This window comes from uncultured Sulfuricurvum sp. (assembly GCF_937936435.1).
Taxonomy (GTDB): Bacteria; Campylobacterota; Campylobacteria; order Campylobacterales; family Sulfurimonadaceae; genus Sulfuricurvum.
In genome coordinates, this window is sequence record NZ_CALDDG010000078.1 from 1 (window position 1) to 23,252 (window position 23,252).

The window sequence follows — 23,252 nt, forward strand, 5'->3', positions numbered from 1 at the left end:
GCAGCACATAAAGGTCGAATGCCCACCATAACCATCTCGGTTTTGCCGGATCAAGCGGGAATGATGGAGCTAATCCGTCATAATTGAACTCCGCCATAATAATCTCGCCATACGAGACTTTCAACGGGCAAACAGTATACCCGTCGAATTTTTTGGTCCCTTCTTTCCCTTCCATTACCGAAATCAGATTACCGACGACGATCGGCCCCTGATGTCGAGCGCTTCCCCCTGTCTTACCGATCGGAATCCCACATACGTCTCCGATACCGAACACATTTTTGTAACGACGGTGCTGGAGTGTTTCGCGATCCACTTCCAGCCACCCTTTTGCCGAACCTTTCTGCCAAGCAAGCGGAGAGTTCGCAACCGCATCGACTGCGGCGGTCGGAGGGACGATATGGATGAAATCGTATTCCATCACGACGTTTTCCTCTTTATCGATCATATCGTATTCTTCGAGGTCCTTATCGTATTCGCCCTGTTCTTGGTATTTATGCAGGAAGGTTGCCTGTTTTTTCTCGGCATCGATGGCAATCAGATTATGTCCGAATTTATTGGTGATATTACCGTACCCTTCTTGCACTTTATGCAAGGCGGCATCAATTTCCGGCAAGCTGAAAAGTTTTTCACCCGCCGTCGCAAAGGTAAATTCCGCACTCAAACTATCCCGTTTGAGGAAATCGTCGCTGAGATAGAGGATTTTTTGCGGTGCACCGCCACATTTGAGCGGAGTAGCCGGTTGCGTACAAATAACACGTGGTTTAGAGGTTTTTGCCGCTTCGTGCAACGCATTGAACCAATCACGTGTAATTGTTGCTCCGACCGCCGTTCCGGCAGCCAAATCGCTTTGATAGACACTGGCGATACCGTGTTGACCGAGCATATCGGCGGTCAATCCTTCGATTTGTTCATAGTGGTATTGGACTCCGGTAGCGACGACAAGATAGTCGTACGCAACTTCGGTCCCTTTTTTCGTCATCAGTTTGTTATTGTCCGGATCAAACGTTTCGACTTCGTCTTTGATCCATGTTACATCGTCTCCGATATAACCGGTATTGTCGAAAATAATATCTTCCGGCTCGTATTCGCCCGCAGCGACAAAGATTTGTCCCGGCTGATAAACATGTTTTTCATTAGGTGCGATGATAGTAATATCGGGATTGGAGAGTGCTCTGCGCAGACGCGAAAGAACCATCAACGCACCGCCGCCTCCACCGACAATGACCACTTTACCTTTGGCATCCGATGAGGCTTCCGCCGTTGTCGGTGCGGCGCTGCTTGCCAATACCGATGCGGCAACCGGCGACAAGGCCATCATTTTCAAGGCATCACGACGCGAGAGCCCCTCATTTTCTTTCACTTTTTTCATGATCTCATCGTAATTCATTAGTATCCCTTTCAAATTGTCGGTTTCATTGCTATCCTCATTATCTCTGCGAATAGATTAAACTTTCTTAAAAGTGAATGTGTTTTCAGCGTTTTTTTATTAAATTTTAACGACGCTGCTCTCCCAACCGTCGTATGCCCCCTCGAACCGCCCTGCGATTTCGATCAGATGGAGCGTCAATGTATCGATATCGTAATAAAAAGGCTTGTCCTGACGGTAAAAACTCACTCCGCACATATGGGTTTGTTCACTGTGTTCGACAAAATCTTTGACCCGAAACGCTTCCTCTTCGATCATTGCGATAAAGGCATCCCGCGCTTCGGCCGTCTCGAAATAGGCCTTGTGTTCGATCGCTCGGGGAAGATGAAGCGAATCGCCCTGCTCTTTCAAACGGTCGCATACTTTATGATTTTGGATAATCTGCCACTCTAGCGCCGTCGGAAATAAAAGTTTTTGGTAAATCTCCCACTCCATATCCATTTTCGAGCCGTACTCATAACTGTAGTTTTCAAACTCTTTCATCGCCGCCGCTACGACATCCGGCCATTCAAAATCGTGTTTGAGATAATAGACAAAGGTGATCTCTCCGTTACTGACGATTCTGCCGACATACGTACCGATCCGGTAGCGTAACGACTCCATTTCGATCTTGTCCTCGATGAAACTGAGCTGTGCCTCTTCATCGGTGCTGATCATCCCCCGTCCGTCGGGATGATTCATTTTGAGTTTGATAAAACCGACATACCATTTGTCTTCACTCGGAAGCTCGTGCGAAATCCCGGCGTTAAACAGGACCGACGCGACATTCCCGTCGATCTGCTTCATATACAGTTCCCAATATTCTTGCATCTTTACTCCATTTCCAACGACATTAAAAACATATCTTCGCCGTCAACCACTTTGACGTCCAGACTTTCACACTCGGGGCATTTGTAAAAAATCTCTTCGAGTACCGTGACCGTCCCGCATCCGTTACATTCTATGGTCAGCGGCTGCACGTTCATCACAAAATCGGCGCCGTCACATACGGTTTTTTCTTTAAATGTATTAAATGCGATTTCGAGCAGATGGGGTTCGACACCGCTCATCTTGCCGATTTTGACAACGATTTTTGTCACTTTCTCGGCTTCGTTTTCTTTTGCAATATCCTCACACTGGGTCAACAGCGCCTGAACAATCGAGTATTCGTGCATACCATTTCCTTTTGACGCTATCGGAATACATCCCGATAGCTACGCTTGCCGCTTAGGCTACTAAAGCTAGCCTCTTACGAGGCGGAGTTATTGTCTAACATATTCTCGGCAATAACTCGCCGCTTGGGGTCTCTAAAAAGCGCGATGTTCCCCATGCGCTTTTCAGGATCACTTTTTGCGGATATTTTTGGCTCACATGTCCTACCGCCGAAGCCATGGAACAAACGTCGAACCCTTTGAGAATCCCGATCGCTTTATCCGCATCCTCCCGGTGTACCGCCAAGACAAATGTCCCCTCATTTGCCAGTGCCGTCGCTTCGAATCCCAGCATCTCGCAGATCCCCTTGACCTCATCGCTCACGGGGATGTTTTCTTCTTCCACTTCGATGCAGACATTTGATTGTCTCGCCCATTCATTAAGTACCGCCGCGACACCTCCGCGGGTCGCATCGCGCATCGCCGTGATCCGAATTCCCGCATCCAAAAGTGCTTTGACCTGCGGGTAGAGAGAGTTACAGTCGGATCGAAGCGTACTGTCCATCTCGATCCCCTCGCGTGCGGCGAAGATCGTTGAGCCGTGGCATCCGATGTCGCGATTGATGAGGATGACATCTTCTTCGGTGATATTGTTCGAACTGATCCCCTCACAGATGATTTCACCCAGCCCCGTAGTATTGATAAAGAGTTTGTCTACACTCCCCTTCGGGACGACTTTGGTATCGCCGCTGACGACGACAGCACCGTTTATCTCAAGCTCGCGTCTCATACTCTCGACGATCCGCTCCAGCGATTCGATCTCAAACCCCTCTTCGATGATGACGCTGCACGTCAAATACTTCGGCTGTGCCCCCATCATCGCCAGGTCATTGCACGTACCGCACACGGCGAGTTTGCCGATATCCGCCCCCGCAAAAAAGAGCGGACTCACCGTAAAGCTATCAGTCGTCATCGCCAGATTTCCAATCACCGCCGCATCTTCACTGCGCTCTAAAATCTCGTTTTTAAAGGCTTTATAAAACACCTTTTTAATAAGCTCGTTGTTCTCTTCGCCGCCGTTGCCTTGGGCAAGGGTTATTGTTTTATTCATAGCAAGTTCCCATACTTATAATAGGCGGCACATGCCCCCTCGGAACTGACCATACAGCTTCCGACAGGGGTGGACGGTTTGCACGCGGTACCGAAAATCGTACATTGCGGAGGAGTCGCTTTTCCTTTTAGGATATCACCGCAGATACAGAGCTTGTGATCGTCGATCTCCTCTTTCGGCAAGATGGCATCATAAATCTTCTCGGCATTGTAGCGATCGTATTCCTCTCGCAGCCCCAGACCGCTTTGGGGAATATCCCCCAGCCCCCGCCATCTAAAATCGACTTTGTGAAAATATTTCTCGACCATTGCCTGCGCTTTGAGATTCCCCTCGCGCGATACGGCACGATGGTATTCCACTTCGAGTTCGCATCGGTTTTCGATGAACTGTTTGACGATCATACTGATCGACTGCATCACATCCACCGGTTCGAATCCGCTGACGACGACCGGTTTGCCCCAGTCGCGGGGGAACTCTTCGTATATCTTGCTCCCGCTGATGACGCTGACGTGGGAAGGCCCCAAAAACGCATCGATGATGCACGCTTCATCGCTGATGAGCGCGCGCATCGGTTCGGGTACGGTGACGTGATTGAGATGCAAAAGGATATTGGGTATCTCTTCCTTGATCACCGTATCCAAAAAAGCGGCGCTCATCGGAGTCGTCGTCTCGAACCCGATGGCAAAGAAGATCACCGTTTTATCGGGATTCTCCCTCGCGATTTTCAGACAATCGAGCGGCGAATAGACGAAACGGACATCCGCCCCCTTGGCTCTGGCGTCCTGCAAAGAGCCGCTGCTGCCGGGCACTTTGATCATGTCGCCCAATGTGACCAGTATCACATCAGGCTGCTGACTCAAAACATAGGCATGATCGATCCGCTCTTTGGGCATAATGCACACGGGGCAACCTGGTCCGTGGACGAATTTGATATTCTCAGGCAGCAGCTGCAAAATACCGTACTTCATGATGGTATGGGTATGTCCCCCGCACACCTCCATGATATTGATCGGATGGGCAAGCTTTTGAGCATCTTCCGCAATCAGTTTTTGATACCCTTTGATAACGTCCGGATCACGGAACCCGTCATAAAGGTCTTTGAGTTGCAGTGTACTCATGGCGCTTCTCTGCTCGGGCAATTGTCATCCTCAAGCACCATCTGCCGCCGCTCTTCCTCATCGAGTTTTTCTAAAATCTCCTGATAGACCCTCAGCGATTCGAGGGCATCCTCTTCATCGATCTTGTTCATAATGAATCCGATATGCAGCAAGACGTAATCGCCCACTTGCACCGATCCCTCTTCCATCAAATCCAGCCCGGCAATCCGCTGAACTCCCATCGTATCAACAGTCGCAATGTTTTGCTCCGTATCGATTTTGACCACTTTTGAAGGTATAGATAAACACATGGTTACGCTCTCATCTTTCGTTTAAATTCGATCCATTCGATCACCCGTTTAATCGATGCTTCGTCATTGATGTTCACTTCCAGAATATCAACGTTCGGTTTGATCTTTCGTGCTTCGGCTTTTTCGCGCTCGATATCGTATTTGAAATACGGCAGGAGATCAGTTTTAGTGATGAGGATCAGATCGGCGGCTCGGAACATCACCGGATACTTGGCGATTTTATCCTCCCCTTCCGGAATCGAAACCAGGACGATGTTCAGATGCGATCCGACATCGTAGCTCGCCGGGCAAACGAGGTTCCCGACATTTTCGATGAAACAGACATCCAAAGGCTCCAACGGCAGATCATGCAATCCTTTATGAACCATAAACGCATCCAGATGGCAGGCACTTCCGGTCTGAATCTGTACCGCTTCGACCCCAACCGCTTTGAGGCGGTCGGCATCGCGGCTCGTCTCCAAATCCCCTTCGACGACCCCGTATTTAAACGGAGCCAAAGCGGCCATTTTTTCCAAAAGCGTTGTTTTTCCGCTGCCGGGAGAGCTCATCAGATTGATCGCCAAGACTCCGTGTTCATTGAAGTGTTCGCGGTTATGGTACGCTTCTTGATCGTTCTTATCCAGAATCTTTTTGATGACCGAGATCGTCTTGGCATCGTTGAGCTGCGGATTGTGATGTAGCGTCTCATGCGCCGCCTGATGGGCATGGGAGTATTCCTCTTCATCGTGATGGTGATGATGATGCCCGCTCTCGTGAGCATGTTCTCCGTCATCATGCTCATGATCGTGTACATGGGTATATTCTCTGCCGAATTCATCGACGTGGGTATGTCCGTGTTGATGGTGATTTGTTGTAATGGAGCATCCGCAATCTTTGCACATAGTTCTTTCCTTTTTATTTTATTTAATATATCCAAACCGGCAAAGCCTGTTTGGATAGCAGGGACACATTTGTCCCTTGCATCCCCCTAAAGCTTTTCGCATAAATGCGAAAGATTTATTAGATTATGAGTCCGGCTCGTGTGAGCAAATCGATTTCATAAGCATTTTCACTTGTCCCGTCGTATAAGATCGTACCTCTTTCATCCAGAATAATCGTCCTATCCCCCAATCTCGGCGCAATCGCCAGATTATGGGTTGCCGTTACGGTCGTGATGTTCAATGCCGCGATCATATCCAAAAAACGGGCGGTACTCGCGGGGTCAAGCGCACTGGTCGGTTCATCGAGCAACAGTGCCTTCGGCGAAAGCGACATAACGCACGCAAGAACCAGTTTTTGTTTTTGCCCACCGCTGAGTTTGAACGGTACGCTTTGCAAATACGGCGTCAGACCGAACAGTTCAGCATAATTGCGCACTCTCGCATCGGTATCGGCGTACTCCAACTGACGGGAACCGAAGGCGATCTCATCGTAAACACTCGGGTTAAAGAGCATCGCATCGATATTTTGGAAGACAAGTCCGACGCTTTTTCTAAAATATTCATTGAGTTTCTTCTCTTTTAATCCCCTCTTTGTCAGTTGATATTCTTCAAAAAACAGTTTTCCGCTCTCGGGAAAGACCAAGCCGTTCAACATTTTCAGCAGGGTGCTTTTGCCGCTGCCGTTGACCCCGAGCAGCACCACCTTTTCACCTGCACCGATATGCAGGTTCAGATTTTCAAACACGGTGTTCTCATCGCGCATGAGGGTGACGTTTTCCGCTCTAAACATGAAACCCTCTCGACTGCATCGCTTCAAAATTCTCTTTCCCCTCACGGATGTTTTTATCCAAGAATCCTGCGATTGCCGATCCCAGATAATCGTAAATCTGATGGCGGGTCGGTTTTTTGAGTGTGCGTGATTTAAGCGCATCCGTATAATCGGCATAGGCTCTTTGCATCGTCATGATTTTTGAAACGCTCAAAACCAGCAGAAAGCTCAAATCTTTGGAAAAAGCCACCGCTTCATAGACATTGACTCTGGCCGTGAACAGCAACGTCAAAAAGATCATATCGAACGAACGCAAATTGACGGTCAGCACATAGTGCCAAAACGGCTGATGCTGAAGATACAGCGTCAGGGCATAACTCAGTGTAATGACTGCCGAGAACAACGCTACCAGTATCAACGATTTGCGTGCTAATGCAAAAACCGATTTTCCCGACACTGCCATCAATATAATTAAAACTGCCAAAAGCGGCTCATAGCTTTTCAACGTCGATATAAAGATCAATGCACCGATGTAAAGGGCAAATAAAACTTTAGCTTGCACGTTTTACCGATTTTTTGATTCCTACCATCACCATAAATACCAAACCTGCACCGATAAGGGCGCTGACCCATGTCGACGCCAAAGCGCCAAGTCCGCCGATTTCGTAATCGGGAATGACCGCTTCAACAAACGGTTTGGCATTTGCGATGGAATGCGGTACGTATCCTACCATTGCCTGAATCTCTTCAATGCTCCATTCACCCCATGCCGGCCCTTCTGCGATAAGACCTAACGGCGTCAACGCGATCAGTACAAGAATGAAAGCCAATAAATATTTTCCATTTTTACTCATAACACTACCTCTTTATGTACAGTCAGGTTTTTGATTTTCTCGACAAACCGCAGAACCAACATTGTAGCCAATCCTTCCGCCACGCCGAAAAACAGCATATGCGAACCGACGACCGCAGGTATCGTCACATTTAAACCGAACGGAAAATAGATGGGATGCCCCATCGCATCAACCCCTAATAGCGGTTGAATGCCCAATGCTACGGCTACCACGACCGATGCTGCGACGATACCGCTCCATCCCGCCAAAAACAACACCACGTTATTATTGAGTCTCTCTTTAAGCATTTTATGGATATAAAATGCACTGAACGAAGCGGTAAAGCCCATTGCCAAAGAGTTGACGGCAAATACGCTAAGCCCCCCGTCCCCGAAAATCAGAGCCTGTATAAACAGTGTCAGTGAAATACAAAATGCAGCGACCCACGGCCCGAACAGTATCGCTAGAATCGCGGCTCCGATCGCATGCCCGCTGGTTCCCCCCGGAATCGGGATATTAAACATCATCACGACGAACGAAAATGCACTCAACGATGAGAGAAGCGCAAACGATTCGTCATTAATCGCTTCTTTCATTTTTTTGAAGGCTACCATCAGTAACGGTATCGCGACAACACTTGCGGTAAGATACGTAGAAGGGGATATAAAGCCGTCCGGTATATGCATAACTTCTCCTTTATGAATCCTTGTTCAGTTTAGAAATAATTATAGATACTTTTACTATAATCAACTTTAAAAAAAGTATTTCTTGGATAAAAATGGAACCAAAATCGGCTCAAGAGTCCTGTTTCTACTGTTCAGCGCCTCTTTACCGTCTGAAAGAAGGCTCCGTTAAATGCAGCCGCTGTAAAAAAAAGTACAGTTTGGAGAGAATACGGCAAATTCAAAAACTGATATTCTATTTTTGCAGAGACGAAAATGCCCTCTCCGCCGCCAAAAAAACGGGACTGACCTATGCGACCGTATCCAAATATTTTCAGAAATTCCGTTATCTGAGCGCCGAATACTGCGAAACACAATACGAACAGTTCCGCAGCGGGGAATCTCAATACGAAGAGTATGTCTATCTCGAAAAATCGAAACGGACGAAAAAAGAGGCGATTTTCGATTCCCATAACTTTTTGACGTTTGCTTACGGTGACCGGGTCTACAATATCCTGATGCCCTCGCTCAATATGTATAAGCACCAATTCTTGGCCGACAATCTGGAAGATTTATACTACAAAGAGTTTTCCAAATTCATGCGGACGAGCAAAATTATCAAAGTCTCCGAACGCTACAACACGATCACCCGGTTCTGGAATTTTTTCGAATCGTTTATCATCCCCTACAAAGGGGTCAGCAACGAATTTTTCCCCTACTATCTCAAAGAAGCCGAATTCAAATTCAATTTTTCCTATGCGATACGGGAAAAAATTATTACTACCCTCTATTTTCATCCGTCGAATGGGACGGATATTTAAACGTATCGATTATCTCGGAAAGCGTACGCATCTTTTCTTTTTCGACCATCTCCAGCTCAATAGTTTTTAGGTAGTTTATAACTGTTTTTATATAGATATCAAACCGTTCACTCAATTCCGGGCTCAGCCCCATATGAAACGTGATACGCGCCGGAATAATCCCCATAACATTCGATTCGGGCAAAGGATACCCCATAAGTTCAATCATATCCAGGCACTGCATCACTCCGACTTCATGGGCACCGCCGCTGTTCAGACCGTAACCGCTTAGTTCCGAGGAGGGAATGTTGTAGATGCTTCCGGGTTCATCGTCCAGATTGATCGTATCGAGGATGATAATACGGTCGTTTTCCAAAAAAAGGTTCAGCAGATTGATCCCCTCGACCCCGCCGTTAATGATTTGCAGCGTATCGGAAAAATCATAATTGGCGTTCAGATAGGCCGCGGCATAAATGCCGATGCCGTCATCTTCTTCCAATACGTTTCCCACCCCTAAAACAACTATACGAGTCATTATTTAAAACCCTTTACCGTGTTCCAGACTCGGATTGGCAAACTGCTCTAATATCTCATCCAGACTCATTATGTCGGTTTTCGGCGTCGCACTCAGTCCGCATTTTGCCAATTCGTCGATAATCGTTTGAATATACCCGTCCCAATGACTGCGCAAGGCGGGGGTAATGTCGACGCATACGCTGATGATATCTTCGGGTACGATACTGATCATCGTCGTATGTGCGCAATGCGATGCCATCGAGCAGATTTGGAGCATCTCGGTGATCTCCACTTCATTGGCCGTTTTTTTAATCCCCTGATTTTCGATCAGCGCATCTCCACTGAGAACATCGATCGTTCCCACCGCTTTGGAATCGTCCGAGCCGGTATTGGCAATAATGACGTATTCATACTCTTGAAGCAGCGGCATCAGTAAAAATCCAAGTGTTCCCCCATCGACGATATCCAATGCGGGGGAAAACGTAAAATTTTCTTTCAGATACTTGGCGGCATACAGCCCTATCCCCTCATCCATAAAAAAAGCGTTTCCTGATCCGATCAATGCGACTTTAGCGTCCATTCTTATCCTTTGAATTGTGTATTGCATAATATAGCTGCCCCAATGCGATTCCTCCGTCGTTGAGAGGAGTTGCCTGCTGGGCATAAAAGCGCCGGTTCGCAAAACGGCGGTAGAGGCTTGCCGTCAGGGCCCGGTTTTGAAAGACACCGCCTCCGATGACGACGGGAAAATCGGGATGACGCCGGGCGAAGTATTCTATCATCGCAGCAACCGTCACAATGAAACGGCTGGCAATTTCCGTTTTTCCCGCGGCTGTTTTCGAGAGTTCAATGATTTCCGGAACCATCGATGAGATATCGATTTCCCCCTCCTTTATCTCGAACGTAAAAGGCTCCTCGATCGATTCGTCGACAAAAGCTTCCATGATCATCCCCCCCTGCCCTTCGTAGTCCAGGGTTTGGATAAATCCTCCCAATGATGCGACCGCGTCAAACAACCGTCCTATCGAACTGCTCAGCGGAGCATTGAGTTTTTTCAGCCATACATGGTGTAGTTGGCGTATTTCGTGCGGTAAAAAAGCATCCGTTGTCGGCGATGAAAGGGCCAAAACTTCTTCAAGGCTGTAGTGTTCAAATAACAAGGACAATGCCACCCGTCTGGGCTCTTTAATCGCTTTGTCTCCTCCCAGCAAGGCCACAGGTTTCAGATAACCGATCCGTTCATACGTATGAAGATCGGCGATCAATACTTCCCCGCCCCAGAGGCTCCCGTCTTCCCCGTATCCGGTACCGTCAAACGCAAATCCGAGTACTTTCTCTTGTAAGTCGTATTCCGCCATGCACGCGAGAATATGGGCATAATGATGCTGAAGTCCTGAATGCGCTTTTTTTTGCTCGGACGCATACTGGGTTGTGGTGTAAAACGGATGCAAATCATGACTCAAAAAAGCCGGTTCGATGTCATAGAACCGTTTAAACGTCTGTACGGTACGTTCAAAATACTCATTTGCCTCCACGCTCCCCAGATCGCCGATATGACCGCTCAGGATCATGTTATTCCCCGTCCCCAGTGCAATAGCGCTTTTTTGATGCGCCCCTAATGCCATGACCGGAGTCTGTACCGTTTTAGAGAGTGCAATGGTATGGGGTGCATACCCCCGCCCCATCCGAAGCATGATGATTTTGCCCTCTGCGATTTGCAGCACCGTATCATCAAGAGCGTTGACGATAGAACGGTCATGATCCAAGATTCCGTCCACCACATTGCCCAGACGACGGACGATCTCCTCTCTGCGGACAATGATCGGCTCGTCGCTGACATTGGCACTGGTCGCTACCAGTGGAAAATCGATCGATTCAAATATCAGTCGGTGCAGTGGGGTATAAGGGAGAAACACACCAATCCTTCCTATCTCCGGAGCGATATGCTTTGAGAGCTCGGTATCCGCTTTCGCCGTAACGACAACGATCGGTTTGATGTTGCCGCCGATCAGTACGGCTTCATCGTCCGTCACATAGGCATATTCACGAACCTGTTCCAAAGTGCGGAACATCACTGCCAGCGGTTTTCCGCGCCGATGTTTACGACGGCGGAGTTCCTCTACCGCCGCGTCCGAAATGGCACTGCACATCAGATGAAATCCGCCCAATCCTTTTAAAGCGATGATTTTTCCCTCTTGCAGCATCCGGATCGCGGATTCAATGGGGTCTCCCTCGATCGGGTTACCAAGGTTATCTGTGAAAGTTAAGCTCGGCCCGCATTGGGGACAGCTGATCGGTTCGGCGTGATAACGGCGCGACATGGGATCATTATACTCGGCTTCACACGCTTCGCACATCGTAAAATGTTTCATCGAAGTGCGGACACGGTCATAAGGGGGAATCTGGATGATCGTATAGCGAGGTCCGCAATCGGTGCAGTTGATAAAAGGGTATTGATATCGGCGATTACGGGGGTCATCCATTTCAGCCTGACATGCCGGGCAAAGTGCGGTATCCAGAGGAATTGCCACACTGCCCTCTCCCAGTGTACTGCGGCGGATTTCAAACGAATCATAATGGGCCGGAGTTGAAGGGAGGATCTCTATCGAATCGATACGGGCATTGATCGGCGTATTTTCGCTCAGCGCTTCAAGAAAGAGAGAACATTGGCTCCCCTGCGCTTCGATGATGACCCCTTCGGGAGTGTTCGCAACGAACCCTTTGAGCCCCAAACGTTTGGCTTCACGATAGACAAACGGCCGGAATCCGACCCCCTGTACGATCCCTTTGATCAGAAGCGCGATACTTTGATTAGATGAAGACTCCACCGACAACGCAATTTTCCTTCCCGATCGGATAGTTCACATTCATCAACACAGGAGTTGTTTTAAAATTCCTCTGTATCCGGCTAAAGAGCGATTGTCCGCCGAAATATGAACCGCACAATGCGACTTCCGTTGCTTTCGTTTTCCCTTTGATTTCCGTGATGAGTTCACTGAAATAGTCACCGAACGATTCGAAGATAGAATAGCTCAAATAAACTGAATCTACCCCCGCCATTTGGTAACTGATGATGCTTGATAGAAACGCGACGTGATTGAAACGGTTGTCTTCGACCTTCGTATCGATCTGCAATCCTCCTTTGCCGAGGAACTTTAACGCCTCTTTCATAACTCCTTCGTAACTTTGTTCTTCGAGTCCCAAAATCATTGCCGTCGCCGTAAAGAGATCCGCATCGCTGCATTCGATTTTTAGAAGCAACTCGTAGATTTCAGGAAATTTTGTCTTGATATTGTCGATCAAACGATCCGAACCTTCCCGCAAAGCAGCCATCTTATCGATGAGACCGACCGGATTGAAAGGGTGCGGAGGGACTACCCGGATCACTTTTTTACCGTCATAGTAAAGAAACGAAGGGTCTCCCTGAAAATAAGCTCCGACCGTTTTTATCCCGAATTTATGGTGTTCGGCGATCACCGACATAAATGAAGCTTCATCCTCGGCCATCGTATGAAAATTGGCCGATTCGACCGCAGGCGTCTCGGATTCGAGCTGATTGACTTTGAGAGTAGATGCGGAGGTAAAACGTTCCATATGGTCAAAGAGCATTCCGTTTGCATCTTTGATCCCGACCAGGCCGTTGGCAATGCTCAGCGTATCGGTCCCATACGGCAGACGCGAAGGAAATGCGACCCGTTCGCCCGATGTGATGAACCGAATCTCTTTATTGATAAACAGATGCATATCTTTTTGGGAATGGATGTTTAAATCAAAGTCCATCACGAAATCGGCTTCGCACGCCTCTTCCAAATCACGATAGACAATATAATCGATCTCCTGAAGGGTCAGCTCTTTTCCCAAAAGAATCGAAAATCCCTCATCCGGATATTTCACATTCACGGTTCCTCCGAAGGTCGTGCGCAAAGCTTCATCTTTGAGTGCTACGTGAAGGATCGGTCGTTCGATGCTAAGTAGCGCATTGAACTCATCGTTGATCAAAGAGCAGTAGTCGGTAATCTTCATCGCATTGACCAACATTAACGTTTCTCCCCTTTCCAAACGCTCGCTGCGTTTGAACAGGCGATATCCCATTGTCGTTTTCATCAACAAGCTTTTACCGTCGCGCAGTGCTTTGGCAGCAACTTCGAACATTGTACGAAAACTCCCGGCATCGTTTGCGTACCGCTCGTTTCCTTTATGGATCAGTTTAACCGGAATTCCGCATTCATGGCATGAGTTAAGAACCTGTTTTTCGCGTCTTCCGAATGAGACAGACTCTTTTTCGCATGTCGGACACGGTTTGATATACGACATTGCCGTATTGACACGTTCAAACGGATAATGGTCGAAAAAAGCGTATTGACCGCCGCAGTGGCTGCACTGGGTAAACGGATAATAATACCGTTTTGAAGAGGGATCGAACATCTCTTTTTGACAACTCGGGCACAGACCCAAAGAGAACGGATATTCCGGTTCGAAGTCCGGAAGGCTCTCCGGTTCCCCCTCAATATCGTAAAAATCGCTTTTGCTCATAAAACACGAAGCCGGCAACATATCTCCGATTGCGCCGAGACATGCCTGGAGTTTCTCATGCTTGCTCTCAAATGCGCAGATGATCTTCCCTTTTTTCTGATGGACGAGAGCATTGATCCCAAAAGAGCGTATGATAGAAATTACATAATTTTTAATATAAGGCTGAGCGAATTCGCTCGTCAGCTCCAACGTAAATGCCATAAGTATCCTTCAAAAAAATCACTATACCTTTCATCGATTCCCCGTAGGGAAGGTATGAAAAATATAGTAAAAAAGTTTGGATTTTTTTGCACGGCGGAATAAAATCCACCCTGCATTTTATATTGAGAGAAGAGAGACTTTAGTCGTTTTCTTTCACAAATTTTGAACCGCCGATAACGATCGCGATATCCGCTTCTTTCCAGAAAATGGTTCTCCATACTTGATAGTAGATGTGAAATACTACCCAGCAGATAATAAACCACATCGTATAGTGGTGTGAAATACGAACATCCATCAGTGTTCCGCCCGTTGCTGCAATCGTCCAATCCGTCGCGACATGCAACATCCACGGCCACCAAGCACCGATAGAACTAACACCCGCTTCCAAACCGTGAACGTACATTTGTAGACCGGTCAAAAGCATCCAGATCAATAAAAGATGAAAAATCGTAAAGTAGACGGTATTGAAACTGTCCGCATGCGATGAATCGAACTCTTTTTTACGGTTCAGCGTCAACAGATTGACGAGTACCGCTTTAAACTCGGAAATATTTTTGCCGTTTGGAATAATCTTCTTATACGGCTTTTCAAACCGGCTGAAAAAGTAAAGATACGCGATTATGACCGATGTGACGTCAAAAATGATCGCAATGATAAAGTGACCGTAACGGTTCCATGCCATTACATATTTGTCGACTGCACCGTCGGCAATAAATGTTTGATAATACGGATGACCGATATAGAGCCCCGTAATGACAGCCCCGATCATCGAAAATGCGTTCACCCAGTGGATGATACGCATTGCGGGTGTCATACGTTTGACTTGTTTATACCCCTGTTTCATAACTGACTCCTTAGATACTGCAAGAGGTATCTACTTTGTAAACAGCAAGCTCTTTACCTTTGGTATCGACAACGTGTACCGCACAAGCGATACACGGGTCAAAACTGTGGATGGTACGGATAATCTCAAGCGGCTGCTCCGGATTGGCGACTTTCGTTCCGATCAGACTTGCCTCGTATGCACCCATACGCCCTTTGTAGTCACGCGGTCCCGCATTCCATGTAGACGGTACGACGGCTTGGTAGTTCGCTACTTTTCCGTCTTCGATGCGTACCCAGTGACCCAATGAACCGCGCGGTGCTTCCGCAAGCCCCATACCTTTAGTACTGACACTTACTTCGTCGAAATTGAATTCAGTCCATGTGCTTTTATCTCCGGCAAGGACGTTTGCCGCGAGTTCATCGACCCATTCGACCATGACGTCTGCCATAAGATTCGTCTCGATGGCACGGGCTGCCGTACGTCCGACCGTACTGAACAATACCGCGATCGGAAGGTTTCCGCGTTGCAAAAATTCCGTCACGTATTTGGTAATACGTTCGTCTTTACGTGCAACCCCGACAACCATACGTGCCAACGGCCCTACTTCAACACGGGTATCGTTATAGATAGGCGTTTTAATCCAGCTGTATTTCTCTTTGGTTTTCAAGTATGCGATACCGTCTGAACGTTTGTCAAGACCGGTATATTCCGGAATCGTTTGCCCTTCATACGGGTGAAGAGGTTTATCCCCTTTATACCATGAGTGCGTTACATCTTCCGCGATTTTTGCCTGATCGACATCGGCTACTTTTGTGATGTCACCGCCGTAAACAACACCGCTCGGGAAGAGAAGCGCCGATTTGTAAAAACCGGTATCATCCAAACGGAAATCACCGTAGCTCATATAGTTCAATAATCCGCCGCCGGTTCCGCCGACACCTTTGCCCGCCATAAGCTCGGTAAATGTCGCTTTCGAATCGGTTGCTTCTCCGGCATACATTGTTCCGGCCATATAGACATCCGGAAGATACGCTTGTTTAACAAATTTGCGTCCCGCAAGAAGCAATGATTTGAACAATGCGATACGGGCAGGATTTTGGATATCCTGAACACAGGTTACCCCGCCGACGACGATACTTTGCGGATGCGGGTTTTTACCCCCGAAAATCGCTTGCATTTTTGCCAAATCGCGTTGGATATCCAATGCTTGAAGGTAGTGTGCCACACCGATCAGATTTTGTTCCGGCGTTAATTTATAATGGTTGTTACCCCAGTAACCGTTTCCGAAAATTCCCAGACGCCCTTGTTTTACAAATTTTGCAACACGGTCTTGGATCGCTTTGAATTCGCCCTCACCGTCGATATACGGAGCTTCACCCGCAACGGCTGCCCATTTGCGTGCTTCTGCCGCTGTTTTTGCCGGGTCTGCCGAAAGTGCGGATACGACATCGACAAAGTCAAGCGCATGAAGATGATAAAAGTGGACGACGTGGTCATGTACATACAACGCACCTTGGATCAGGTTACGAACGATACGGGCATTTTTAGGAATCGTGATTTTGAACGCATCTTCTACCGCTTCGATAGAGCGTTGATAGTGGGTACCGGTACATACGCCGCAGATACGCATTGCCAAAAGACCGCAGTCGCGTGGATCGCGCCCTTGTAAAATCGTCTCGATTCCGCGGAACATCGTCGAGGCGCTGTACGCATCTACGATGGTGTTGTTATCATCGATAACCGCCTCGATGCGCAAATGCCCTTCGATACGGGTAATAGGGTCAACTACAATATGTTTACTCATGGCTTTCTCCTGAATTTTCTCGTTTACCAGCTACGGCACTCGCTGCTGCATGGATTCCAATACCGATTCCGGCGGCGGTCAACATACCCAAACCGAATTCGTCAACCGTTTTCTCTACACCGCCGGTCGGTGCTTTGATTTTTGCGTTTGCCATCGGGCGTTCATACGCGTATTTATCCCAGAAATCAGGTTCAGAACACCCGATACATCCGCGCCCTACTCCGATAGGCCAGTTGACCGCTTCGTTATAACGGACGATCGAACAGTTGTTAAATGTCATAGGACCTTTACATCCCATTTTGTAGAGACAGAAGTTGTTTTGAGCACCGACATCACCCCACTCTTCGACGTATTCACCCGCATCGAAGTGTGCACGGCGTTCACAGTTGTCATGGATACGGTAACCGAATGCGAATTTAGGACGTAGCAATGAATCAAGTTCAGGTACTTGACCTGTCAAAACATAATGCAAAACAACACCGACCATATTTGCCGGATTGGCCGGACATGCCGGGATATTGATCAACGGTTTATTTTTGACGACATCCATAACCCCTACCGCTTCGGTCGGATTCGGAGCAGCTGCCGGAATACCTCCGAACGTAGCACAGGCACCGACAGCGATAACAGCCGCAGCATTTTCGGCACAACGTACGAGGTGATCATGGAACGTTTCTCCGCTTGCACCGATGGTTCCGTATTGTCCATTCATTCCCATAGGGATCGAACCTTCTACGAACAGGAGATATTTTCCTTTGAAATGTTCCATCGCTTCATCAAGCTGTTTTTCAGCTTGAAAACCGGATGCCGCCTGAAGGGTTTCATGGTATTCCAATGAGATGATATCCAGTACGATCTCATCGATTTTCGGTCCGTCTGCACGCAAAAGCGCTTCAGAGTTACCCGCACAGTCTTGCAGTTCCAGCCAAACGACCGGAGCACGGTTCATCAATACTGCCGCATCGGCAACAAGGGGTGTAAACATAGGAGGGAGCATCAACATCGCTGTCGTTGCGCTCGCCCATTTCATAAATTCCCGTCTGTCAATCCCGTTCTCTTCTAAAAGATCGGTAAAATCGAGTCTGTTTGCCGGCGTTGCCGAACGTAACTCATTTAGACGTGCTTCACATTTTTGAAACAGGTCTTGGTAATACGTATCACCCTTATTTGTTTCAATACGCGAACTTTTCGAAGTAAACAGTTTTTTGACTGCTTCTACTTTATCGGACATGATCCCCTCCTCAATGTAATGAATGGTTGTTCAGTATTGTACGTCTGGATAACTTAAACGAATATTTAAAAGATAAAACTTATGTTAAAAATATATTTTGTTATCTATTTTTAGGACTAAAACGGTACGTTAAAGAGCACCTTTCATAAAAGTTTTTCTTATTTTAAAAGAAAAAAACGTTAGTGTGTCGTACAAACGGAGCAAACATCGAAAGTCCGGAAAATAAGCGAGGCTTTTGCGATACCCCCTATGCCGATCATCGCTTTTTGGGCGATTCCGGGCGATTGAGCCGTACCGTTGCCTAAATTCCACTGTGTCGGAGTAATAATAGTATATTCCATAATTTTTCCCTTCTCTATACGGGCTTTATGGATTAAAGAACCTCGCGGCGCTTCGACGATACCGATCCCCTCTCCGCTAAGGTTTTCAATCGGAGGGGGGACGAAAAACGAGGCTTCTCTCAGTTCGAGCGTAGAAAGGAGCGATCGAACGTGAGCCGTGAGATAAACCACCTCATCCATTCGGGCAGTGATACGGGTAAATGCGCAATCGCCATAACGGCTAAATAATTCTCTTACCGTCGGACGTGCGAGTGCAAGTGCACGTGCAAGCGGCCCTGTCTCAACAAACTCCCCGTCATATAAAGCATTTTTAGCATACGTCGTCCCTCCCCGCGCAAAGGTTCGAGAATCGTCTTCATGCACCAAAGAAAAATCCGAATCTGCTTTTTTTGAATCCGTAATATATGAAGAGAGCGTAGAATTATGCTCGCCAAGTACCAAAAACCGTCCATGGCTTCTCCCCTGATCCAAAAGCTCTAATTGTTCAAAATTACGTAAAAGAGTCCCGAAGTCTCCTTTTAACGACAATAGATCATTCGGCTCCATCTTTTCGGAAAACCGTTCGCTCCGGCTACCTAACACCTCTTCTTCTACAAACCGTTCCACCTCTGAGAGGAGAGATAGAGCCTGCATCACCTCGATGTGGGTCGGGTCGCACGTCACTCCTCCGGGGAGTGCATACGAACTGTGAGGCCATTGGCCTGAAAATAACGCGGCTATTTGATTAATCTTGGATGAAATATAAAGGGCTTTCAAAGCACATGGAGGTTCTGATCCCACTATTTTAGCACTCTCTTGAAGCATCACAAGATAGAGCCATTTGAGGTGGTTTTGAAGAATCTCACAGATACGGGTAATCTCCCGAATTTTTTCAGCTTTAAGGCTGAGGGAAATTTTGATCTTTCTGTTTTTATATACGGACTCCAGCATCCTTGCCGCAGCAATGAGGTGCGAATGTCCGCAGATACCGCAGACTCTGGGAGTAATAACCAATGCGTCCAGCGCAGGCCGGTTTTCCAAGATTGCTTCCATCCCCCGAAAATGGAGAAAACGTATCGTTGCTTCTTGAATCGATCCGCTTTTATCCGAGCGAAAATCAATAACCGCTTCCCCTTCGATCCGCTCGATCAACTCATGCGTTATCATCGATCAACCTCTCTTCAAGCCGCTTGATATGAAACGATTTTGCCGCACCTGCCAATGCAAGATAACTCCGTTTCGGAACCCCCAAAGGCATCTCTGCCGGAATCGACATATAGGTTTTCGTCGTGAAAAGATCTTTTTTGGGAAAAGCCGGTTCCGTACATCCGAAACACGGGCTCCCCGATCGGGTTTTGGAACTGATCTCATTCCACAATATTTTATTGCAGCTACCGTGTGTAAACGGCCCCTGACACCCTTGACCATAAAACAAACATCCCTCTTTCATTCCAAACGTGTCGCTGTCGACTTTCCATTCAAAATACTCGTTTCGCAGACATCCGTTGTGGACAAGATAGCCGTAAAGCTCTTTGGGACGGTGCAAATCGTCAAGGAGGATCTTTTTCCCCAATCGGATCATCTCGATCGTAAAACTCAGCCATTTCGGATGGGCCGGACAGCCGCTGAGGAGAATGACTTTTTCCGCTAATTCTTTTAAAGGCCCTCTCATCGTCTCTTTATCATACAATATACCGCTGATACGGTCTGGTTCAGCTTCTTTTAAAATACCGCCGAAGCTGGCACAACTCCCCATCGCGATCACGTGTTTCGTTTTTTGGGACAACTCCCTGAGCAGCACTTCCATCGCTACACCGGCACGTTCAAAATCGTTTCGATAGGCCCCCTCGAAAATGAGAATATCCGATTTGGGAAGCTTTTTGACCAACTGTTTCAAGCTCATCGTACACGGTAGTAGCGGATGGTGGAGAAATTCTACCGTTTCCATCAATGTTTTCAGAGAGGGGTCGTTTAAAAAAGAGTGGGTATTGCCGTTACAGGTGATCCCCTGCAGCCAGATAAGGCGAAGTTTAGACGGTTTTGAGGGCATTGTAGATGTTTTCGGCTATCGAAGCTTCATACTCTTCGAGCGCTTTAGGGAGGATTTTCTCCCCGTTTAAAAAGACCATTCCGCCCAAATAACCCATGAAAAGACCGAATGCACTGAAAAAATCTTGATCGCGCAATTCTCCTGCGCGAACCCCCTCTTCAAAAAAGATCATGAGTTCGGTGACAAAAGGGGAGACGCAGATCATCCCTTCGCAGCAGTTTTGAAAAACCTCCCGATTGGAGAGGTAGACCCGTAAGAAATATTCGATCGTTTCGGGACGTTCGTGTGCAATTTTAAAATACATATGGACGATTGCACCGATCTTCTCACGGGTCGTTTCGGAACTCTCGTTTATACGGCGGATCTCTTCTCCGAGGATACCGGCGATATAGACGATAAGATCTTTTGCCAGCATCTCTTTCGAAGCAAAATAGTTGTAAAGATTCCCGACACTCATCCCTATCGTCGAAGCGATAATCGGCATAGTCGTCTGATAAAAGCCCTCTTTGGAAAAGAGTTCGAGTGCTTTTGTCATGATCGAAATTTTACGTTCTTCTTTGCTTAAGCGTGCCAACTTTTGATTCCTTAGCGAAATTCGTTGGCATAATTATAGCGAATACTAATTCAGAATTTTATAGTGTGAAAGTTCCTTTCCGCTCGCATCGATTATATGAACCGCACAGGCCAGGCACGGATCGAACGAATGAACCGCACGCAAAACTTCCAATGGGGCCGAAGGATCGGCGAGTTTAATACCGATCAACGACTCCTCATACGCCCCGCGCCCCTCTTTGGTACCTTTGGGCGAAGCGTTCCACGTCGTCGGAACGACGGCTTGGTAGTTGGCGATTTTTGACTCTTCGATCCGGACGAAATGTCCAAGCACCCCGCGCGGCACTTCGAAGATTCCTGCCCCTTTTGCCTCGTGCGGCAACTCTTCGAACATGTACTTCGTCCATGTCGTCTCATCGTAGTACTTAATGTTTTCGATCAAATCGCTCATCGTATCGAAAAGATAATCGCAGCAGATCTGTGCTTCTACCGCCCGCGCCGCATTACGCCCTACCGTCGTCGAAAAATCGATCAACTCCATACCGGAACGTTTCATAAAGCGCTCCATATAGGGGCGAATCACCGGAGAATGTTTTGCATACCCGACAATCATGCGAGCCAACGGTCCCACTTCCATGACATTGCCGTCATATCTCGGCGCTTTTACCCACGTGTATTTCCCCTCGGTTTTAAGCGATCCGTCCTCGTTCAAATCGGTATAAAACGGCGTCGTATCCCCCTCATACGGAGAGAGAGGTGCATCGTTTTCATACCACGAGCGGGATGCCTCTTCGGTGATTTTAGCCGCGTCAAAGGGCTCGATAGAGTCGAAATCATGCCCTTTGATTACACCGTCCTCAAATAGATACCGATCTTTTCCGAATCGGTATCCGCCGCAGCACATGAAATTCCCGACGGCACGTCCCTCTCCTGCTTTGATCGAGTCACGGTAAGCATTGACGAGCATCAGGGTATCAGGGATATAAGCGCGTTCGATAAAATCCCGTACCTCTTTGATAATAAATAAAAAGTCGTTCAGACGCTGAGGATTCAACATATCGGCGACGCTCGTCACTCCACCTACGACGAGGTTCTGCGGGTGCGGTGTTTTTCCGGCAAAAATCGCAACGGCTTTGGAAAGTTCGCGCTGAATCCGCAATGCTTCGAGATAGTGGTTCATGTGTACCAGATTCTCTTCGGGGCTCAGACGATAGGCGTCATGTCCCCAATAGCCGTTGGCAAACAATCCCAACCGTCCCGCATTGACGAACCCCTCCAGCTTCTCTTTGATCGCTTCGAGATGGCCATCGGAATTGCGATACGGATGCTCGCTCCACATCTGTGCATCTTTCGCCGCCTTGGTACAATCGGCGGCAAGCGCCCCCGTAACATCGACGAAATCGAGCGAATGGAGATGATAATAGTGGACGATATGATCCTGTACGAACAAGGAGAGGGTCACGAGGTTACGGATAATTTCGGCGTTACGGGGGATTTCGATGCCGTAGGCCGCTTCCACCGCACTGATCGAGGCACGATAATGGACATTCGTGCACACTCCGCAAATACGCTGGGCGATCAAACCCGAATCACGGGGATCACGCCCGCGTAAAATCGTCTCGATTCCCCGAAAAAGCTGTCCCGATGCCCACGCTTCGGTGATGACGTTATTCTCGTCAATCTCGACCTCGATCCGCAGGTGTCCTTCGATTCGGGTAATCGGGTCAATAATTATTTTTTTTGTCTCACTCTTCATGAGTTCCCTCCGGCAATTTACGATTATTTGCGTAGCTGTCAAACGCGATTTTTCCCTGACCGCAGGCGAAACATCCGTGACCCGCCTGTACCGGCCAACTCGTCCCTTCGTTAAACTTCACGAGCGAGCAGTTCAAATCGGCGTAGGGCCCTTTGCATCCCATTTCAAAAAGGCACCACCCTTTCTTCGCCCCCTCATCACCCCACTCGCGGACGAATTCATCGGCATCGTAATGGCCTCTGCGTTCACAGTTATCGTGAACGCGGAACCCGTATGCCCATTCGGGACGATTATTGGCATCGAGTTTCGGAAACTCATCGAACATAATGTATTGCAGCAGGGTTCCGACGATATTGATCAGATCGGAAGAGCGTCGTGTAGGGAAAGAGTGTAGATCTCGGTGG

23 protein-coding genes are annotated in these 23,252 nt (G+C 47.9%); 1 reads left to right on the top strand and 22 read right to left on the bottom strand.

What is annotated here, in order from left to right; genetic code table 11:
* The 11 genes from Q0389_RS08250 to cbiM form a co-directional block, all read right to left on the bottom strand.
* A partial coding sequence (locus tag Q0389_RS08250; protein ID WP_298693421.1) for an FAD/NAD(P)-binding oxidoreductase occupies nucleotides 1-1,387 on the bottom strand: 1,387 nt, incomplete at its 3' end.
* Nucleotides 1,388-1,486: 99 nt separating this feature from the next.
* On the bottom strand, nucleotides 1,487-2,236 hold the full coding sequence (locus tag Q0389_RS08255; RefSeq protein WP_298693422.1) for a DUF695 domain-containing protein: 750 nt from the start codon (nucleotides 2,234-2,236) through the stop codon (nucleotides 1,487-1,489).
* A gap of 2 nt (nucleotides 2,237-2,238) precedes the next feature.
* Complete coding sequence (gene hypA, locus Q0389_RS08260) at nucleotides 2,239-2,580, bottom strand: hydrogenase maturation nickel metallochaperone HypA (RefSeq protein ID WP_298693424.1); 342 nt, start codon at nucleotides 2,578-2,580, stop codon at nucleotides 2,239-2,241.
* Nucleotides 2,581-2,674: 94 nt separating this feature from the next.
* Nucleotides 2,675-3,667, bottom strand: a complete 993-nt coding sequence (hypE, locus tag Q0389_RS08265) for a hydrogenase expression/formation protein HypE (RefSeq protein WP_298693426.1) — start codon at nucleotides 3,665-3,667, stop codon at nucleotides 2,675-2,677.
* Nucleotides 3,664-4,785 (bottom strand): hydrogenase formation protein HypD, encoded by a 1,122-nt coding sequence (gene hypD / locus Q0389_RS08270; RefSeq protein ID WP_298693428.1) that lies wholly within the window; start codon nucleotides 4,783-4,785, stop codon nucleotides 3,664-3,666. The genes hypE and hypD overlap by 4 nt, the downstream gene beginning before the upstream one ends.
* Nucleotides 4,782-5,075 (bottom strand): HypC/HybG/HupF family hydrogenase formation chaperone, encoded by a 294-nt coding sequence (locus tag Q0389_RS08275; protein ID WP_298693429.1) that lies wholly within the window; start codon nucleotides 5,073-5,075, stop codon nucleotides 4,782-4,784. The genes hypD and Q0389_RS08275 overlap by 4 nt, the downstream gene beginning before the upstream one ends.
* Nucleotides 5,076-5,077: 2 nt before the next feature.
* Nucleotides 5,078-5,956 carry a hydrogenase nickel incorporation protein HypB gene (gene hypB, locus Q0389_RS08280; protein ID WP_298693430.1) on the bottom strand — a complete coding sequence of 293 codons (879 nt, stop codon included), beginning with the start codon at nucleotides 5,954-5,956 and terminating at the stop codon, nucleotides 5,078-5,080.
* A 118-nt stretch (nucleotides 5,957-6,074) separates the two neighbouring features.
* Nucleotides 6,075-6,785, bottom strand: coding sequence for an ABC transporter ATP-binding protein (locus tag Q0389_RS08285; protein ID WP_298693431.1), 711 nt, complete (start codon nucleotides 6,783-6,785; stop codon nucleotides 6,075-6,077).
* On the bottom strand, nucleotides 6,778-7,326 hold the full coding sequence (locus Q0389_RS08290; protein ID WP_298693432.1) for a hypothetical protein: 549 nt from the start codon (nucleotides 7,324-7,326) through the stop codon (nucleotides 6,778-6,780). Before Q0389_RS08290 ends, Q0389_RS08285 begins: the two co-directional genes overlap by 8 nt.
* On the bottom strand, nucleotides 7,316-7,618 hold the full coding sequence (locus Q0389_RS08295; RefSeq protein ID WP_298693433.1) for a PDGLE domain-containing protein: 303 nt from the start codon (nucleotides 7,616-7,618) through the stop codon (nucleotides 7,316-7,318). The genes Q0389_RS08290 and Q0389_RS08295 overlap by 11 nt, the downstream gene beginning before the upstream one ends.
* Nucleotides 7,615-8,283 (bottom strand): cobalt transporter CbiM, encoded by a 669-nt coding sequence (cbiM, locus tag Q0389_RS08300; protein WP_298693435.1) that lies wholly within the window; start codon nucleotides 8,281-8,283, stop codon nucleotides 7,615-7,617. The genes Q0389_RS08295 and cbiM overlap by 4 nt, the downstream gene beginning before the upstream one ends.
* Nucleotides 8,284-8,480: 197 nt before the next feature.
* Here cbiM and Q0389_RS08305 point away from each other — a divergent pair, with 197 nt between their 5' ends.
* The gene (locus Q0389_RS08305; RefSeq protein ID WP_298693437.1) at nucleotides 8,481-9,080 is read left to right on the top strand and encodes a transposase; all 600 of its coding nucleotides are present in this window, start codon (nucleotides 8,481-8,483) and stop codon (nucleotides 9,078-9,080) included.
* Here Q0389_RS08305 and Q0389_RS08310 read toward each other — a convergent pair.
* The 11 genes from Q0389_RS08310 to Q0389_RS08360 form a co-directional block, all read right to left on the bottom strand.
* Complete coding sequence (locus Q0389_RS08310) at nucleotides 9,040-9,594, bottom strand: HyaD/HybD family hydrogenase maturation endopeptidase (protein ID WP_298693438.1); 555 nt, start codon at nucleotides 9,592-9,594, stop codon at nucleotides 9,040-9,042. The genes Q0389_RS08305 and Q0389_RS08310 overlap by 41 nt on opposite strands.
* Before the next feature lie 3 nt (nucleotides 9,595-9,597).
* Complete coding sequence (locus Q0389_RS08315; RefSeq protein ID WP_298693440.1) at nucleotides 9,598-10,155, bottom strand: hydrogenase maturation protease; 558 nt, start codon at nucleotides 10,153-10,155, stop codon at nucleotides 9,598-9,600.
* On the bottom strand, nucleotides 10,145-12,403 hold the full coding sequence (gene hypF / locus Q0389_RS08320; RefSeq protein ID WP_298693441.1) for a carbamoyltransferase HypF: 2,259 nt from the start codon (nucleotides 12,401-12,403) through the stop codon (nucleotides 10,145-10,147). The genes Q0389_RS08315 and hypF overlap by 11 nt, the downstream gene beginning before the upstream one ends.
* A complete protein-coding gene (locus Q0389_RS08325) occupies nucleotides 12,387-14,309 on the bottom strand; it encodes a hypothetical protein (protein WP_298693442.1) in 1,923 nt (640 codons plus the stop codon). Before Q0389_RS08325 ends, hypF begins: the two co-directional genes overlap by 17 nt.
* Before the next feature lie 139 nt (nucleotides 14,310-14,448).
* Nucleotides 14,449-15,153, bottom strand: a complete 705-nt coding sequence (locus Q0389_RS08330; RefSeq protein ID WP_298693443.1) for a cytochrome b/b6 domain-containing protein — start codon at nucleotides 15,151-15,153, stop codon at nucleotides 14,449-14,451.
* Nucleotides 15,154-15,163: 10 nt separating this feature from the next.
* Entirely contained in the window at nucleotides 15,164-16,939 is a 1,776-nt protein-coding gene (locus Q0389_RS08335) for a nickel-dependent hydrogenase large subunit (RefSeq protein ID WP_298693444.1), read from the bottom strand.
* Complete coding sequence (locus Q0389_RS08340; RefSeq protein WP_298693446.1) at nucleotides 16,932-18,170, bottom strand: hydrogenase small subunit; 1,239 nt, start codon at nucleotides 18,168-18,170, stop codon at nucleotides 16,932-16,934. Before Q0389_RS08340 ends, Q0389_RS08335 begins: the two co-directional genes overlap by 8 nt.
* Before the next feature lie 179 nt (nucleotides 18,171-18,349).
* Nucleotides 18,350-19,657 (bottom strand): nickel-dependent hydrogenase large subunit, encoded by a 1,308-nt coding sequence (locus Q0389_RS08345; RefSeq protein WP_298693448.1) that lies wholly within the window; start codon nucleotides 19,655-19,657, stop codon nucleotides 18,350-18,352.
* Nucleotides 19,644-20,540 carry a hydrogenase gene (locus Q0389_RS08350; RefSeq protein ID WP_298693449.1) on the bottom strand — a complete coding sequence of 299 codons (897 nt, stop codon included), beginning with the start codon at nucleotides 20,538-20,540 and terminating at the stop codon, nucleotides 19,644-19,646. Before Q0389_RS08350 ends, Q0389_RS08345 begins: the two co-directional genes overlap by 14 nt.
* Nucleotides 20,521-21,114: a TetR/AcrR family transcriptional regulator gene (locus tag Q0389_RS08355; protein WP_298693450.1), complete on the bottom strand. Its 594-nt coding sequence runs from the start codon at nucleotides 21,112-21,114 to the stop codon at nucleotides 20,521-20,523. Before Q0389_RS08355 ends, Q0389_RS08350 begins: the two co-directional genes overlap by 20 nt.
* 45 nt (nucleotides 21,115-21,159) lie before the next feature.
* Complete coding sequence (locus Q0389_RS08360) at nucleotides 21,160-22,848, bottom strand: nickel-dependent hydrogenase large subunit (RefSeq protein ID WP_298693451.1); 1,689 nt, start codon at nucleotides 22,846-22,848, stop codon at nucleotides 21,160-21,162.
* Nucleotides 22,849-23,252: the final 404 nt, after the last annotated feature.